General features: G+C 68.1%; 13 protein-coding genes. 6 read left to right on the top strand and 7 right to left on the bottom strand.

Annotation, left to right across the window (positions count from 1 at the left end):
* The first annotated feature begins 7 nt into the window (after window positions 1-7).
* The 3 genes from INQ41_RS12895 to INQ41_RS12885 all read left to right on the top strand — a co-directional run bounded on the left by INQ41_RS12895 (window position 8) and on the right by INQ41_RS12885 (window position 2926).
* Window positions 8-1405: an amidase gene (locus INQ41_RS12895; protein ID WP_193985071.1), complete on the top strand. Its 1398-nt coding sequence runs from the start codon at window positions 8-10 to the stop codon at window positions 1403-1405.
* Entirely contained in the window at window positions 1402-2661 is a 1260-nt protein-coding gene (locus INQ41_RS12890) for a CaiB/BaiF CoA transferase family protein (protein WP_193985069.1), read from the top strand. The genes INQ41_RS12895 and INQ41_RS12890 overlap by 4 nt, the downstream gene beginning before the upstream one ends.
* Window positions 2662-2749: 88 nt before the next feature.
* Window positions 2750-2926, top strand: a complete 177-nt coding sequence (locus INQ41_RS12885) for a hypothetical protein (protein ID WP_193985068.1) — start codon at window positions 2750-2752, stop codon at window positions 2924-2926.
* A gap of 37 nt (window positions 2927-2963) precedes the next feature.
* Here the strand turns inward: INQ41_RS12885 and INQ41_RS12880 are convergent, their stop codons facing one another.
* The 5 genes from INQ41_RS12880 to INQ41_RS12860 form a co-directional block, all read right to left on the bottom strand.
* The gene (locus INQ41_RS12880; protein WP_193985066.1) at window positions 2964-3920 is read right to left on the bottom strand and encodes a VOC family protein; all 957 of its coding nucleotides are present in this window, start codon (window positions 3918-3920) and stop codon (window positions 2964-2966) included.
* A complete protein-coding gene (locus INQ41_RS12875) occupies window positions 3917-4528 on the bottom strand; it encodes a LeuD/DmdB family oxidoreductase small subunit (protein ID WP_228076622.1) in 612 nt (203 codons plus the stop codon). Before INQ41_RS12875 ends, INQ41_RS12880 begins: the two co-directional genes overlap by 4 nt.
* Before the next feature lie 39 nt (window positions 4529-4567).
* A complete protein-coding gene (locus INQ41_RS12870; protein WP_228076621.1) occupies window positions 4568-5839 on the bottom strand; it encodes a 3-isopropylmalate dehydratase large subunit in 1272 nt (423 codons plus the stop codon).
* A gap of 91 nt (window positions 5840-5930) precedes the next feature.
* Complete coding sequence (locus INQ41_RS12865) at window positions 5931-8057, bottom strand: TonB-dependent receptor (protein ID WP_193985064.1); 2127 nt, start codon at window positions 8055-8057, stop codon at window positions 5931-5933.
* A gap of 183 nt (window positions 8058-8240) precedes the next feature.
* Window positions 8241-9032 (bottom strand): GntR family transcriptional regulator, encoded by a 792-nt coding sequence (locus tag INQ41_RS12860; RefSeq protein ID WP_193985062.1) that lies wholly within the window; start codon window positions 9030-9032, stop codon window positions 8241-8243.
* 66 nt (window positions 9033-9098) lie between these two features.
* Here INQ41_RS12860 and INQ41_RS12855 point away from each other — a divergent pair, with 66 nt between their 5' ends.
* Genes INQ41_RS12855 through INQ41_RS12845 form a run of 3 tightly spaced genes read left to right on the top strand, consistent with a single transcriptional unit; the run spans window position 9099 to window position 12397 of the window.
* A complete protein-coding gene (locus tag INQ41_RS12855) occupies window positions 9099-9878 on the top strand; it encodes an enoyl-CoA hydratase/isomerase family protein (protein WP_193985060.1) in 780 nt (259 codons plus the stop codon).
* Between the two features lie 28 nt (window positions 9879-9906).
* Complete coding sequence (locus INQ41_RS12850) at window positions 9907-10950, top strand: nitrilase-related carbon-nitrogen hydrolase (protein WP_193985058.1); 1044 nt, start codon at window positions 9907-9909, stop codon at window positions 10948-10950.
* The gene (locus INQ41_RS12845) at window positions 10943-12397 is read left to right on the top strand and encodes an aldehyde dehydrogenase family protein (RefSeq protein WP_193985057.1); all 1455 of its coding nucleotides are present in this window, start codon (window positions 10943-10945) and stop codon (window positions 12395-12397) included. The genes INQ41_RS12850 and INQ41_RS12845 overlap by 8 nt, the downstream gene beginning before the upstream one ends.
* 54 nt (window positions 12398-12451) lie before the next feature.
* On the opposite strand, the gene INQ41_RS12840 is transcribed toward INQ41_RS12845, so the two are convergent.
* Together INQ41_RS12840 and INQ41_RS12835 are read right to left on the bottom strand one after the other, a co-directional pair.
* A complete protein-coding gene (locus INQ41_RS12840; RefSeq protein WP_193985055.1) occupies window positions 12452-12664 on the bottom strand; it encodes a hypothetical protein in 213 nt (70 codons plus the stop codon).
* A 115-nt stretch (window positions 12665-12779) separates the two neighbouring features.
* Window positions 12780-13154 (bottom strand): KGG domain-containing protein, encoded by a 375-nt coding sequence (locus INQ41_RS12835; protein ID WP_193985053.1) that lies wholly within the window; start codon window positions 13152-13154, stop codon window positions 12780-12782.
* Window positions 13155-13264: the final 110 nt, after the last annotated feature.

Genomic DNA, 13264 nt, shown 5'->3' with positions numbered 1-13264 from the left:
CGACGCCATGAGCCGCATCGACGCCGCCCTGCTGGGCGAGGACATGACATCGCAGCTGGCCCGGCTGGAGCGCGGCGAGCTCAGCTGCCGCGACCTGCTGGAGCAGCAGCTGGCGGCGATCGATGCCAGCCAGCCCGTGCTCAACAGCTACCTGGCGGTGGACGCGGAGAGCGCCCGTCGCGCCGCGGACGCGTCCGATGCGCGCCGCAGGGCCGGCACAGCGCGCGCACTGGAAGGCGTGCCGGTGGCGATCAAGGACAACATCGACGCGGCCGGGTTGATTACCACCGCCGGCATGGCGACCCGCCGCGACAACGCCCCGGCCGACGCCGACAGTCCGGCCGTAGCGCGCCTGCGCGAGGCCGGCACGGTCATCGTTGGCAAGCTCAACATGCACGAGGCGGCACTGGGTGCGGACAACAACAACCCGCACTTCGGCGCCTGCCACAACCCGCACCGTCCCGGCTTCACCCCGGGCGGTTCCAGCGGCGGCAGCGGCGCGGCGGTCGCGGCCGGGCTGTGCAGCGCGGCGCTCGGAACCGACAGCATGGGCTCGGTGCGCATCCCGGCCAGCTACTGCGGCGTGGTCGGTCTCAAACCCAGCCGGGGCGCGATCAGCACACGCGGCACGGTGGCGCTCAGCCATCGGCTCGACCACATCGGGCCGCTGGCGCGTTCGGCGCGCGACCTGCATTTGCTGCTGCCGGTGCTGGCCGGCTTCGATCCGGCCAGTGCACAGTCGCGCGCGATCCACTTTGCGCCCGCGGCGGCCGGTCCGCTGCGGCTGGGGGTGGTGGATTTCGGCGACACCGTGGAGTGGGATCCCGGCATTGCCGAGGCTTTCGAGGGCGGACTGCAGACGCTGCTCGGTCTGGGCCACCAGCGGGTGGACCTGCCTGCGCCCGACGTCTCGCCCGGCCATTCGCGCCGTGCCGGCCTGCTGGTGTGCGAGGCGGAAATGCTGATCGAGCACGCCGACGATTGGGAGCAGCAACGCGAGCGGTTCTCGCCGCTGCTACAGAAGTTGATGGCCTACGCCGAGCGCAAGTCGGCCAGTGATCTGGTCGACGCAATCCGCGTGCTCGACCGGGCCCAGGTGCAGCTGCAGCAGTGGCTGGCGAAGTGCGACGTGCTGGTGATGCCGACCACGCCGCAGCGCGCTTTCAGCTTCGATACCGACACGCCAGCCAACCAGGCCGACCTCACCGGCTACGCCAACTTCGCCGGCAACCCCGCGCTGTCGGTGCCGCTGTCGGTGGGCGCGGGCGAACTGCCGTTGGGCCTGCAGCTGGTCGGCGACATTGGCGACGAGTGGTCCCTGATCGCACTGGCCGAAGCGTTCCAGCAGGCCATCGGCTGGCAACCCTCGCTCCCCCAAGCCTGCAACGACTGGTGGCCGCGATGAAACCCCTGGATGGCGTGCGCGTCCTCGACCTCTCCCGCATCCTTGCCGGCCCTTGGGCGACCCAGGTGCTGGCCGATTTCGGCGCCGATGTGATCAAGGTCGAACGCCCCGAAGGCGGCGACGACACCCGTGGCTGGGGGCCGCCGTGGCTGCACGACGCCAATGGGCAGCCCACCGCGGAGTCGGCTTATTACCTGTGCGCCAACCGCGGCAAGCGCTCGGTGGCGATCGACTTCACCGGCCAGGAAGGCCAGCGCCTGATCCGCGAGATGGCCCGGCATTGCGACATCCTGGTGGAGAACTACAAGGTCGGCGGACTGGCCAAGTACGGGCTCGACTACGCCAGCCTCAAGGCAATCAATCCCAAGGTGGTGTACTGCTCGATCACCGGTTTCGGCCAGACCGGTCCGTATGCCAAGCGCGCCGGCTACGACGCCGCGATCCAGGCGATCGGCGGCCTGATGAGTATCACCGGCGAGCCTGAAGGTTCGCCCGGCGGCGTGCCGCAGAAAGTCGGCGTCGCCGCGACCGACCTGATGACCGGCATGTACGCCGTGTCGGCGATCCTGGCCGCGTTGCGCCACGCCGAGCGCCACGGCGAAGGCCAGCACATCGACCTGGCCCTGCTCGATACGCAGGTCGCATGGCTGGCCAACCAGGCGTCCAACTACCTGGTCGGCGGCGAGGTGCCGCAGCGCCAAGGCAGCGCCCACCCCAACATCGTCCCCTACCAGGTGATGCCGACCGCGGACGGCTACTTCATGCTCGCCGTCGGCAATGACGGCCAGTTCGCGCGCTTCTGCGAGGTCCTCGGTGATCCGGAACTGGTGACCGATCCGCGCTACGCCACCAACGCCGCCCGCGTCGCCAACCGCGACCGCTTGGTGCCGTATCTGGAGCAACGTCTGGCGGCGCAACCGAGCGCGCATTGGCTGGCCGAGTTGGAGCGCGCCACCGTGCCATGCGCGCCGGTGAATCGCATCGACCAGGTCTTCGACGACCCGCAGGTGCAGGCGCGCGGCATGCGCATCGAACTGCCGCATCCCACCGCCGGCCATGTACCGGGCGTCGCCAACCCGGTGCGGTTTTCGTCCACACCGATCGCCTATGGCCACGCCGCTCCCGGACTGGGCGAGCACACCGGCGCGGTCCTGGGTGAGCTGCTCGGGCTGGATGCTGTCGAGTTGGCGGCTTTGGACAGTGCCGGTGTGGTTGGTCTTTCGGCGGCCGGGAAGTTCTCAGGCAAGAATGACTGATCGCTCCTTTTGCGGCGCACCGTCCGTGTTTGCACCATCCGTCCAAGCCGTGGATATTCGTGTCTGACGCCACAGGGAGAGGTGGGATATGCAAAGCAAGACAAAGCTGAGTCATCCGCAGGCGCTGGCGCTCGCGCTTTCTCTGGGGGGCGGGATCGGTGTCGTGATTGGCGCCGTTTTTCACAACGTCGGTCTGGGGGTTGGGGTCGGCGTTGCGATCGCCACCCCGTTTCTGGCGATGCTGGTGAGCAAAAGGCCCGGCTGACCCGTGTAGCTGGAGTGTGGCGATCCGCTGCGGCGCGTCAGCAGTCCAGAATCAACTGCACGTGCTCGCCTGCCGGACCGACCAGTCCTACATGGCGCGCAGCGCCGAGTTGGACATCGCCGATCAAGTTCCAGCCGGCCGAGGCAAGGCCTACGGGAAGTGCCGCCAGTCGCAGGGCGATGCTGTGCTGGCCGGCAAACCGGCGCTCCGCATCCATTGGATCAACGGAGGGCTCGTCGGAACCTGTCGCGGCTTCGCGCGCCTCCTCCAGGCCGGAATCGTCAGGCAGTTTCACCTCGTCGATCTCCACCATGCACTGCCCGGGCAGCGCGACCACCGCAACGGGGTAGCGGTCGCCGAGATCCCGCCCGAAGGCGTCGTTGAGCACGGTGATCCTGGTCTCGAATGCCCACCCGGGGTGGCGGGCCAGCGCCGCCCACGCGGCCTGCGAGGCGTCGCGGTCGGGCGTGGACATCACGCCGATGAAGGTGTGTGAGATCCGCTCATCGCTCATCGGCAGGTCAAACGGTGGTACCGGCGCCTTGATGCTGGTCAGGTAGAGCATTTCCCCACACGGCCCCAAGACCTGGCTGGCGCGGATCGCCGGGCTCAGTTCCAGGTCGGCCGGCGGGCGCAGCATGCGGAAGGGCGGGCGCAGGTCGGCCACCAACGCATCGACGTCGGCGACGAGGACCTCCAGCGACAGCCAGCCGTGTCGGAACATCGGTTCCAGCTGGCGCGCCTGCGGGTCTTCCACCAGTCGCAGGACGGCTTCGCCGGCCGGGTTTGCGAGCCAGGCCACGGGCGCACCGGCAAGATCGACCAGTCCGAGCACCGCCGCAAGCTCACTTTCGAGCGACTGCAGAGCGGCAACGGTCAGCCCCAGTTGGTCGCCGTAGGCTGTGCACGCGGCATCAAGATCCGGCGCAATCAGCGTTACGTGGAGGATGCCGTCGCCACGGAGCTTCAGCGCGGACGGGTCAACCGCGCTCAACCCGGATCACCGGGGGACGCATCGCCACCGGCGGCGGCCGCCTTCGCATCGGGGGCCAGTTTCCGCGCCAGCCACGGCATCAGGCCCCCGACATTGACGATCTCCATCAGCTCGGGCGGAATGCTCTCGCACTGGTACTGCTTGCCGGTGGTGTGGTTGATCACCAGGCCTTCCTGCGGCCGCACTTCCACATCGTCACCGCGCTCGGCCTGAAGGTCGGGGCAGGTGAGGGCGGGCAGGCCGAAATTCAGCGCGTTGCGGTAGAAGATCCGCGCAAACGAGGTGGCGACGATCGCGCCGACGCCCAGCACCACCAGCGATTGCACCGCCTGCTCGCGCGAGGAACCGATGCCGAAGGACTTGCCGCCCACCACGATGTCGCCGCGCTGCACGTCACTGGCAAAGTCCGGGTCGATCGCTTCCAGGCAGTGGCTGGCCAGCACGTCGGGCGACTCGCGCATATACGGGCCCGGGGCGAGCAGGTCGGTGTCGATGTTGTCGCCGAACACGAACGCGCGGCCACGCCGGCTCAGCGCGCTGGCCGCGGCGGGAGGGAGGTCGGTGGTCCGCATGTCGACGGGCTTGTCGGGCGTGGTGTCAGCGGTCATGGCGTGCTCCGTGGGGCGGGGTTTTCGCATCTGCGGCCATCACGCCGGTTCCGCCAGCAGTTCGCGCGGGTCGCAGAGGTAGCCCTTCACCGCGCCGGCCGCCACGCTGTAGGGCGAACCCAGGTAGACCTGCGCCTGCGCCGAGCCCATGCGGCCCTTGAAGTTGCGCGCGGTGGTGGACAGTCCGACTTCCCCGGCCGAGTACATGCCGGCACCCATGCCCGCGCACGCGCCGCAGCCCGTCGGCAGCATGATCGCGCCGGCTTCGGTCAGGATCTCCAAGGTGCCGTCGGCGGCCGCCTGGCGCGTCATCGCCACCGACGCCGGGGCGATCAGCAGCCGGGTGTTGCTGGCGATCTTGCGGCCTTTGAGGACCTTGGCGGCCATGTGCAGGTCGGACAGCTTGGCGCCGGTGCAGGCGCCGATGTAGCCCTGGTCGATGTGGATCGGCTCGTACTCGGTCACCGCGCGGCTGTTGGCGGGACTGTGCGGCGCGGCGATCTGCGGTGCCAGCGTGCCGGCGTCGTAGTGGTGTTCGGCGAGGCACGCAGCCTCGGAATCGCTTTGCCAGCGCGCGATGTCGCCCGTGAACGGCCGGCCGGCTTCGACCAGCGCCGCCAGCGTTTTCTCGTCGGCGGAAACCATGCCGGTTTCCGCGCCCAGTTCGGCCGACATGTTGCACAACACCATCCGCTCGGACATCGACATCGCGCGGACCGCCGGGCCGTCGTACTCGAAGGCCTGGTTCTCGTTGCCCATGCCCAGCGTGGCGCACAGGTACAGCATGATGTCCTTGGCGCTGACGCCGTCGGCCAGCGCACCGTCCCAGTTCACGCGTACCGTCTGCGGCACCTTCAGCCACAGCTCGCCGGTCACCAGCGCACCGGTGATGTCGGTCGCGCCCACGCCGATCATGAACGCGCCATACGCCCCGCCGCTGGGCGAGTGCGAGTCGCCGCCGACGCAGAACATTCCCGGCTGCACGTGGCCGCCTTCCTGCAGCACCACGTGGCAGATGCCGAGCATGTCGTAGTGGCGCACCCCGGCTTGCTGCGTCCAGCGCCGGGTCAGGGCGAGGATCTCCGCGCTTTCCAGATCGGTGGCAGGGACGAAGTGGTCACTGACGACCACCACCCTGTCGGGATCCCACACCTTCGCGCCGAGCTGTTCCAGCCGCGAGGCGACCCGCCGGGGGCCGCCGGAGTCATGCATCATCAGCAGATCCAGCGACGCGGTGACGATCTGCCCGGGGCTCACGCTGTCGCGCTGACAGGCGTGGGCGATGATCTTTTCGGCCAAAGTTGCTGCCACGCGTGTCCACTCCGCTATTCAAGTCCTAATGTTATATCTATATACCAAAAAGGCCTGCAGTGCAGGCCTCTTGGTGCGGATCGGGCGCCGGTTACCAGAACTTGTAGTTGAAATCGATGCCGTAGGTGCGCGGCAGGGTCGGGTAGATCACGCCAACGCCCAGCCCGGGAATATCAAAGCCACCGGCGGACACCCGGGTGTTGGTGAGGTTGCGACCCCACACGGCGACCGACCAGTTCGCGTCGGTGGGTTCATAGCCGATCCTTGCGCTCGCCTGGGTGTTGGCCGGGGTCTTGATCAGCTCCGACAGGTCCTGGTTCTGATAGAACATGTCGGTGCGCGCGACCTGGGCGTTGAACACCAGTTGCGCGGCGGCCAGCGGCTGCACGTAGGTGGTGCCGATCTGCCACTGCATCTCCGGCGCCTGCTTCAGGTCGCGGCCCTCGAATTTGTCCTTGTTGATCTCCGCGTAGTCGCGGTACTCGGCGTCGATCGTGCCGATGCTCGCGCTCAGGTTCCAGTTTTTGGTCAGTTGGGCCTGGGCCTCCAGTTCGATGCCCTGGATCAGCGCGCCGGTGGCGTTGGTGGTGACGTACACGCCGTTGGGGTCGATCGCCGACAGCTGCAGGCCGCCGTAGTCGTTGCGGTAGTAGGTCGCGTTCAGGCGCACGCGGTTGTCCCACAGCGTGCTCTTGATGCCGGCCTCGTAGGAGCGCACGGTCTCCTCGTCAAACGGGGTGATCGTTGCCGGTGTCGTGCCGCGTCCGTTGAAACCGCCGCTCTTGAAGCCGGTCGACACGGTGAGGAAGCCCATCACGTTGTCGGTGAGTTCGTAATCGGCCATCACCTTCCAGTCCGGCTTGGACCAGCGGCCGCGGCGGTTGACCTGGAAGGTCTCATCGCCGGCGGGATTGCGGCCCAGCACCGACAGGTCCTTTTTCTCGTGGCTGAAGCGGCCACCGGCGGTGAGGTTGAAACGATCGTTCACCGCGTAGGTCGCCTGGGCGTAGGCCGCCAGCGCGGTGGTGTCCTGGGCGATGTCGTAGACGCCGCCGATGCCGAAGATGTCGTTGCGGGTCGGCTGGTCGTTCTTCTCGCGGAAGGCGAACACGCCGGCGACCCAGGTCAGTGGACCGTCGCCGATCGAGACCAGCTGGGTTTCATAGCCCCGCTGGCTCTGCTCCTGGTCCTGCATCAGGTGGTAGAGCAGGCGGTCGGTGCCGTCCACGTCGACGTAGATCTGGTTGTCCATGCTGCGGTAGTGGGCGATATGGCGCCACAGGACGTTGTCGAAGTAGGTCTCGAAGGTGAACGCCGCGCCGAACTGGTCCAGATCGTTGATGCCGCCGACCAGGTCGCTGCGGGTGGTGTACAGGCTTTCCAGGCGCGGCACGGTCCTGCCATCCACCATGGCGACCGGCACCGCGTAGCTGGGAGTGGAACGCTCGCGCAGGCGGTCGATGTTGAGGGAGGCGTAGGAGTTCTCCGCCACCGGCATCGAGAAGCCGATGCGCGCGGCGTTGACCTTGTTGTCGTTGACGTCCTTGCCGCTGACCTGCTCGTGGATGAAGCCGTCACGGTTGCGGGTCAGGGCCGCGGCGGAGAAGTCGAGCGTCTCGCCCAGGCGGGTGTTGTACATGACCCGCATGTCGGCGCGGCCGTAGTTGCCGACCGTGGCGTCGACCTCGAGCCGCTCGTCGCCCTTGGGCTTGCGGGTGATGTAACGGATCGCGCCGCCGGTGGCGTTGCGGCCGTACAGGGTGCCTTGGGGACCACGCAGAACCTCGATGCGCTCCACGTCGTAGAGGTCGAACATGGATCCGTTCTGGCGCGGGATGTAGACATCGTCGATGTAGATCGCCACCGCCGGGTCGGCGGTGAACATGGATTCGTCCTGGCCCACGCCGCGCAGGAAGATCTTCGCGCCCGAGCTGGTCGAGGTGTTCTGGTCGATGGTGATGTTGGGCACGTGGAACTTCAGGTCATCGACCCGGGAGACCTGCTTGCGCTTGAGCTCCTCGGCGTTGAGCACGGTGATCACCACCGGCGTGTCCTGGACCTGTTCCTCGCGGCGCTGCGCGGTGACGCTGACGCTGTCCAGCTGGACCGCCTGGCTGCCGGCATCTGCCGCCGTCGCCTGCTGGGCGTGGACGGGCATGCTGCCCAAAGCCGCGGTGACTGCCACTGCCAGCGCGCACCGATAAAGTCGTTCGCTCACCACCACCTCCACACTCATTGACGTTGAACCGCTCGATTGGACCTATCGATATATCAATAGGCGCAGCGGGTCAATGAATGTCCGGACAATTTGCAACGGCCGTCCCGCCAGCGTTGCGCGGGCGCCGGATCGGCACAGCGTTTCGCCGGGAAAAGGAAAGTCTGTGGGCGGGCGGATCGCTTGTCAGCGCGCGCCGGACGGCTCATCCAGGTCCAGCGTCATCTGGTAGCTGAACTGATCGGGGCGATAGAGGATGCTGAGCAGGTCGACCAGACGGCCGGACTCGTCAAAGGAGTGGCGCTCCAGCGCCAGCAGGGCGCTGCCAGGATCCATGCCCAGATGCATCGCGACCACCGCGTCGGCGTTGACTGCCGACAGGGTCTGCTGCACCTGCCTGATCCGGATGCCGATGCGTTCGAACAGCTTCAGTCGCGAGGTCGTCGCCAGGTTGTGCTCGTTGAATTCGCCGTGGCCGGTGAGCGTCCAGCTGGTGTAGTGACCGAAGGGCGTGCCGGCCCGGCTGCGCACCCGCACCGCGCGCGCCAGCGGCTCGCCAGGCTCAATCCCGAACAGCTCCCGCACCCGCGGCGGCGGGGCGACACGGCCGAACTCGACCACCGTCGCCTGGGTTTCCTCGCCCAGGATATGCAGGTTCTCCAGCAGGCCGATCAGCGGCCCGCGTACGGGCTTGGGACTGGCGCGATGGATGACGTGGGTGCCGCGACCGCGCTGGCGCTCCACCAGTCCGGCGTTGGCCAATTCGTCCAGCGCACGCTTGGCCGTGATGCGCGAGACGCCAAAGGTCTCGGCAAGGCCGAATTCGGTCGGCAGCTGCGCTCCATGGGGCGGGTCGCCGGCCAGCACGCGCTCACGCAGGATGTTGAAGATCTGGTGGTACAGCGGCAGCGGCAGGTCAGGGCGCAGCAGTTGCCTGAGATCGGGGGACTGCAACGAGTGAACTATCTGACCGGTCATCGCGCGCTTCCATCCTTGCCTTAATGCTATAACTATAGATCATAAGTGCGCTGCAAAAGGAACGGTATGCAAGCGAGCAATGACGTGGTCGGTTGGCAGCTGGACGACAAGGTCGCCCGCCTGCGGATCGACCGCCCCGCGAAGCGCAATGCCTTGGCAAGCGTACATTGGGCGGCCATCGAGCGCTGCCTCGCCGAGATCCATGCGAGCGACGCCCGGGTCCTGGTGCTGGAAGGTGCGCCGGGCGCGTTCAGTGCGGGGGCCGATATCGATGAGCTGGCCGAACTGCTGGCCACGCCCTCCGGTTTCGCCGCCAGCAACGCCCAGGTCCAGCGCACCCAGCTCGCCCTGCAGCGCTCGCCCTTGACCACCATTGCCGTGATCGACGGTGTCTGCGTTGGCGGTGGGCTGGGGCTGGCACTGGCCTGCGATTTCCGCCTCGGCAGCACCCGCAGCCGCTTCGGACTTTCCCCGGCCAAGCTCGGCCTGGTCTACAGCCCCGAGGACAGCCGCCGGCTGGTCAATACCGTGGGCCTGGCACGGGCGCGCGAGATGCTGCTGACCGGACGCCTGCTGTTTGCCGCCACCGCCCTGGAGTGGGGCCTGCTGAACCGTATCGCCGGCGATGACGGCGTGGATGCCGCGCTGGCCACGCTGCTGGCGGAGCTGGCCTCCGGCTCGGCGAGCGCACGCGCCGGCATCAAGCAGGTGCTCGCGTACCTGGGCGGCGACGCCGAGGCCGGCCACGCCGCCGCCACCGCCGCATTCAACGACGCCTTCGCCAGCGCCGATTTCGCCGAGGGCGCGGCCGCGTTCCTGGCCAAGCGCCAACCCGACTTCCAGTGAGCCCCATCGCATCCACAGGACCGAATACATGACCGAGGTTTACCGCGCCCTGGCGCTGCAGACGACCTGCCGCGCCGTCAACGCCGCCCCCGACGTGGCCGCCGCGCGCAGCAAGATCGCCGACAACATCGCCCGCATCGATCGCCAGGTGCGCGGCAGCAAGGCCTTCATCGGCCAGGACCTGCGTCTGGTCGTGCTGCCCGAATACTTCGCCACCGGCTACCCGCTGGGCGACACCATCCCGGGCTGGGCGGACAAGGCCGCCTTCGCCATGGACGGCCCCGAGTACGACGCGCTGGCCAAGGTCGCCCAGGACAACAGGGTCTACCTGGCCAGCAACGCCTACGAGACCGACCCCAATTTCCCCGGCCTGTATTTCCAGGCCAGCGTGCTGTTCGACGACGCCGGCAACACCGTGCTGCGCTACCGGCGCATGGTGTCGCTGTTCGCGCCCACGCCGTACGACGTCTGGGACAGGTACCTGGACATCTACGGTATCGAGGGCGTGTTCCCGGTCGCGCACACCCCGCTGGGCCGGCTGGCCTGCGTGGCCTCCGAGGAGATCCTGTATCCGGAGATTGCCCGCTCGCTCGCCCTGCGCGGCGCCGAGGTATTGCTGCACTCGACCAGTGAAGTGGGCAGCCCGGCGCTGACCCCCAAGGACATCGCCAAGCGCGCCCGCGCGTTCGAGAACATGGCCTACGTGGTCTCGGCCAACACCGCCGGCATCGTCGATGTGGACATCCCGGCGCAGAGCACCGACGGCATGTCCAAGATCGTCGACGACCAGGGCAGGGTGCTGGTGGAAGCCGGCGACGGCGAGTCGATGGTTGCCTTTGCCGAGATCGACATCGCCGCGCTGCGCCGTCGTCGCGAGCGCCCGGGGATGGGGCACATCCTCTCGCGCCTGCCGCAGGACGCGATCGCGCAGGGCCTGGCGTCCGCGCCGATGCAGCCCAACGCGCTGATGCCCGGCGGCGAGCTGCGCATTCCCGAGCGCGCCGAGTTAGGCCAGCGTCAGCGCGCCACCATCGACGCACTCAAGACTGCAGGAATACTTGGCAATGACTGATTCCGCCTCCGCTGCCGCCGCCACCGAGGTGCAGACCATTCCCACGCGCGACCCCAGCACCGGCCAGTGCGACGGGCAGCTGGTCGTCGTGCCCAAGGCCGAAGTCGACCGGATCGCCCAGGGCCTGCGCGCGGCGCAGAGCGACTGGGCCGCGCGCGATGTCGGCGAGCGCTGCCAGGCGCTGCTCGCCCTGGCCGATGCGCTGGAGCGCCATCGCGAGCCGATGGCCGAGGCGTTGCTGCGCGACACCGGACGCTGGAACGAGTCGCTGATCGAGGTCGACAGCACCGTGGGCGCGCTGCGCCGCTGGGCCGCCGACGCGCCCGCGTTGCTGCAGGCACCCGAGCCGGCGACCAGCAGCATCGGCTTCCTGCACAGCCGGCAGAACCTCGTGCCCTACCCACTGGTTGGCGTGATCAGTCCGTGGAACTTCCCGCTGCTGCTGAGCCTGATCGATGCCATACCCGCGCTCGCCGCGGGTTGCGCGGTGCTGTGCAAGCCCAGCGAGGTGACCTCGCGCTTCGCCAGCGTGCTCGATCAGGTGATGGCGCAGGTGCCGGCGCTGCAGCCGGTGTTCGCCGTCGTCACCGGCGACGGGCGCACCGGCGAGGCGGTGATCGGCGCGGTAGACACCATCTGCTTTACCGGCAGCGTGCGCACCGGTCGCCGTGTCGGCGAGGCCTGCGCGGCGCGCTTCATTCCCTGCTCGCTCGAGCTCGGCGGCAAGGATCCCGCGCTCGTGCTGGCCGACGCCGATCCGGTCCGCAGCGCGCGCGCCATTGCGTGGGGCGGCTTCGTCAACGGCGGCCAGAGCTGCATGTCGATCGAGCGTGTCTACGTCGACGCCAAGATCGCCGAGCCGTTCATTGCCGCGCTGGTCGAGCAGGCAAACGCGCTGAAACTGACCCATCCCGACCCGCGCGAAGGCCAGATCGGACCGATCATTTCCGATGCGCAGATCGCCATCGTCCGTGAGCAGCTGGCCGATGCGAAGGCCCGCGGCGCGCGCGCCCTGGCCGGCGGCGAACTGGTCGAACACGGTGGGACCTGGTGCCCGCCGACCGTGCTCGTCGATGTGGATGAAAGCATGGCCATCGCCAGCGAGGAGAGTTTCGCCACGATCCTGCCGGTCATGGTCGTGGCCAACGAGGAGGAAGCGATCGCGCGCGCCAACGATTCGATATTCGGCCTGTCCGCGGCGGTCTTCAGCGGCGATACCGAGCACGCCGTGCGCGTGGGCGCGCGCCTGCACGCCGGCGGCGTCAGCATCAACGACGCCTGCCTGACCGGCATGATCCACACGGCCGAGAAGCAGAGTTTCAAGCAGTCCGGGCTGGGCGGCTCACGCATGGGCAGCGCCTCTATCCGGCGCTTCGTGCGCTCGCAGGCGGTGCTGGTGAATGCGGGTGTCGATGACCCCTGGTGGTTTCCCCCGGCGCAGCGCTGAGGTGCGCTGAGCGTCGCGTTTGCACGTGCGCATAGGCGCCTTCTGACGCGCTATCTATTGGATGGTCGTGCTCGAGGAGGACGCCGAGCGCCAGGCTTTGTAGACCAGCGAGGCCACGTCCGCCCAGGCGATCTCGGTGTGGCTGCGCTCCCAGTTCGCCTCCAGGATCGAGGCCACGTGGGACCACGGCACATCCCCGAAAAACACCTTCGCTTCCGCGCCCAGGATGCGTGCCAGCCCCTGTTCGCCCTGGCTGTGAATGAACATCTTCCCCTCCTCTCGCGGTGGGGCCCGCAATGGAACGACGGACGCACCGGCACAGTCGCCCGGATGCTCGTGCAGTGATGCCGGCCTCCGCTCCGTCGGAGGCCGGCCGGTCCTGTTAACGATTGCGGCTGCTGCCGCCACCGCCACCTCCGTGGCTGTGTTCACCGCCCTTTCGGCCGATATCGGCCATGTGCTCGCTGCTCTGGTTACGGCCTCCCTGGTTGCCGTTGCCGCTCTGGCTGCCGCTGCTGCCGCTGGTGCTGCGGCTGCTGCCGCCGCCGGAGTGGCTGGCCTGCCCACCCTTGCGGCCGGCTTCGCGCGCTTCCTCGCTGTCGAATTCGTGGGCGTGACCGCTCTGATGGGCGGCACGTCCGCCTTCGCTGGCAATCTCGCGCTGCTTGTCCGGATCCATGGAAGCGAAGCCGCGGTTGCTGGTGTCGTTGCCACCACTCCTGCTCTGGTTCTGGTTGTCGCTGCTCTTGCTCGGCATTTGAGTGCTCCTTTCCACTTGGCTGTGCGTGGACGCCACTGCCCACACAGGAAGGAAGCGCAAGCTGCGTGCCAACCGTCGATGGCAGCAGCCGCGCGGCTCCCGCGCCG

The sequence above is a fragment of the Lysobacter ciconiae genome (genome assembly GCF_015209725.1).
Taxonomy (GTDB): Bacteria; Pseudomonadota; Gammaproteobacteria; order Xanthomonadales; family Xanthomonadaceae; genus Novilysobacter; species Novilysobacter ciconiae.
This window is presented reverse-complemented; position numbering and strand designations above follow the sequence as displayed.

What these genes read in the sequence shown, in the direction of transcription:
- INQ41_RS12845 (WP_193985057.1), top strand. Translation starts at nt 10,943, where the DNA reads ATGACTGATTCCGCCTCCGCTGCCGCCGCCACCGAGGTGCAGACCATT.
- INQ41_RS12855 (WP_193985060.1), top strand. Translation starts at nt 9,099, where the DNA reads ATGCAAGCGAGCAATGACGTGGTCGGTTGGCAGCTGGACGACAAGGTC.
- INQ41_RS12850 (WP_193985058.1), top strand. Translation starts at nt 9,907, where the DNA reads ATGACCGAGGTTTACCGCGCCCTGGCGCTGCAGACGACCTGCCGCGCC.
- INQ41_RS12895 (WP_193985071.1), top strand. Translation starts at nt 8, where the DNA reads ATGAGCCGCATCGACGCCGCCCTGCTGGGCGAGGACATGACATCGCAG.
- INQ41_RS12835 (WP_193985053.1), bottom strand. Translation starts at nt 13,154, where the DNA reads ATGCCGAGCAAGAGCAGCGACAACCAGAACCAGAGCAGGAGTGGTGGC.
- INQ41_RS12860 (WP_193985062.1), bottom strand. Translation starts at nt 9,032, where the DNA reads ATGACCGGTCAGATAGTTCACTCGTTGCAGTCCCCCGATCTCAGGCAA.
- INQ41_RS12890 (WP_193985069.1), top strand. Translation starts at nt 1,402, where the DNA reads ATGAAACCCCTGGATGGCGTGCGCGTCCTCGACCTCTCCCGCATCCTT.
- INQ41_RS12875 (WP_228076622.1), bottom strand. Translation starts at nt 4,528, where the DNA reads ATGACCGCTGACACCACGCCCGACAAGCCCGTCGACATGCGGACCACC.
- INQ41_RS12840 (WP_193985055.1), bottom strand. Translation starts at nt 12,664, where the DNA reads ATGTTCATTCACAGCCAGGGCGAACAGGGGCTGGCACGCATCCTGGGC.
- INQ41_RS12885 (WP_193985068.1), top strand. Translation starts at nt 2,750, where the DNA reads ATGCAAAGCAAGACAAAGCTGAGTCATCCGCAGGCGCTGGCGCTCGCG.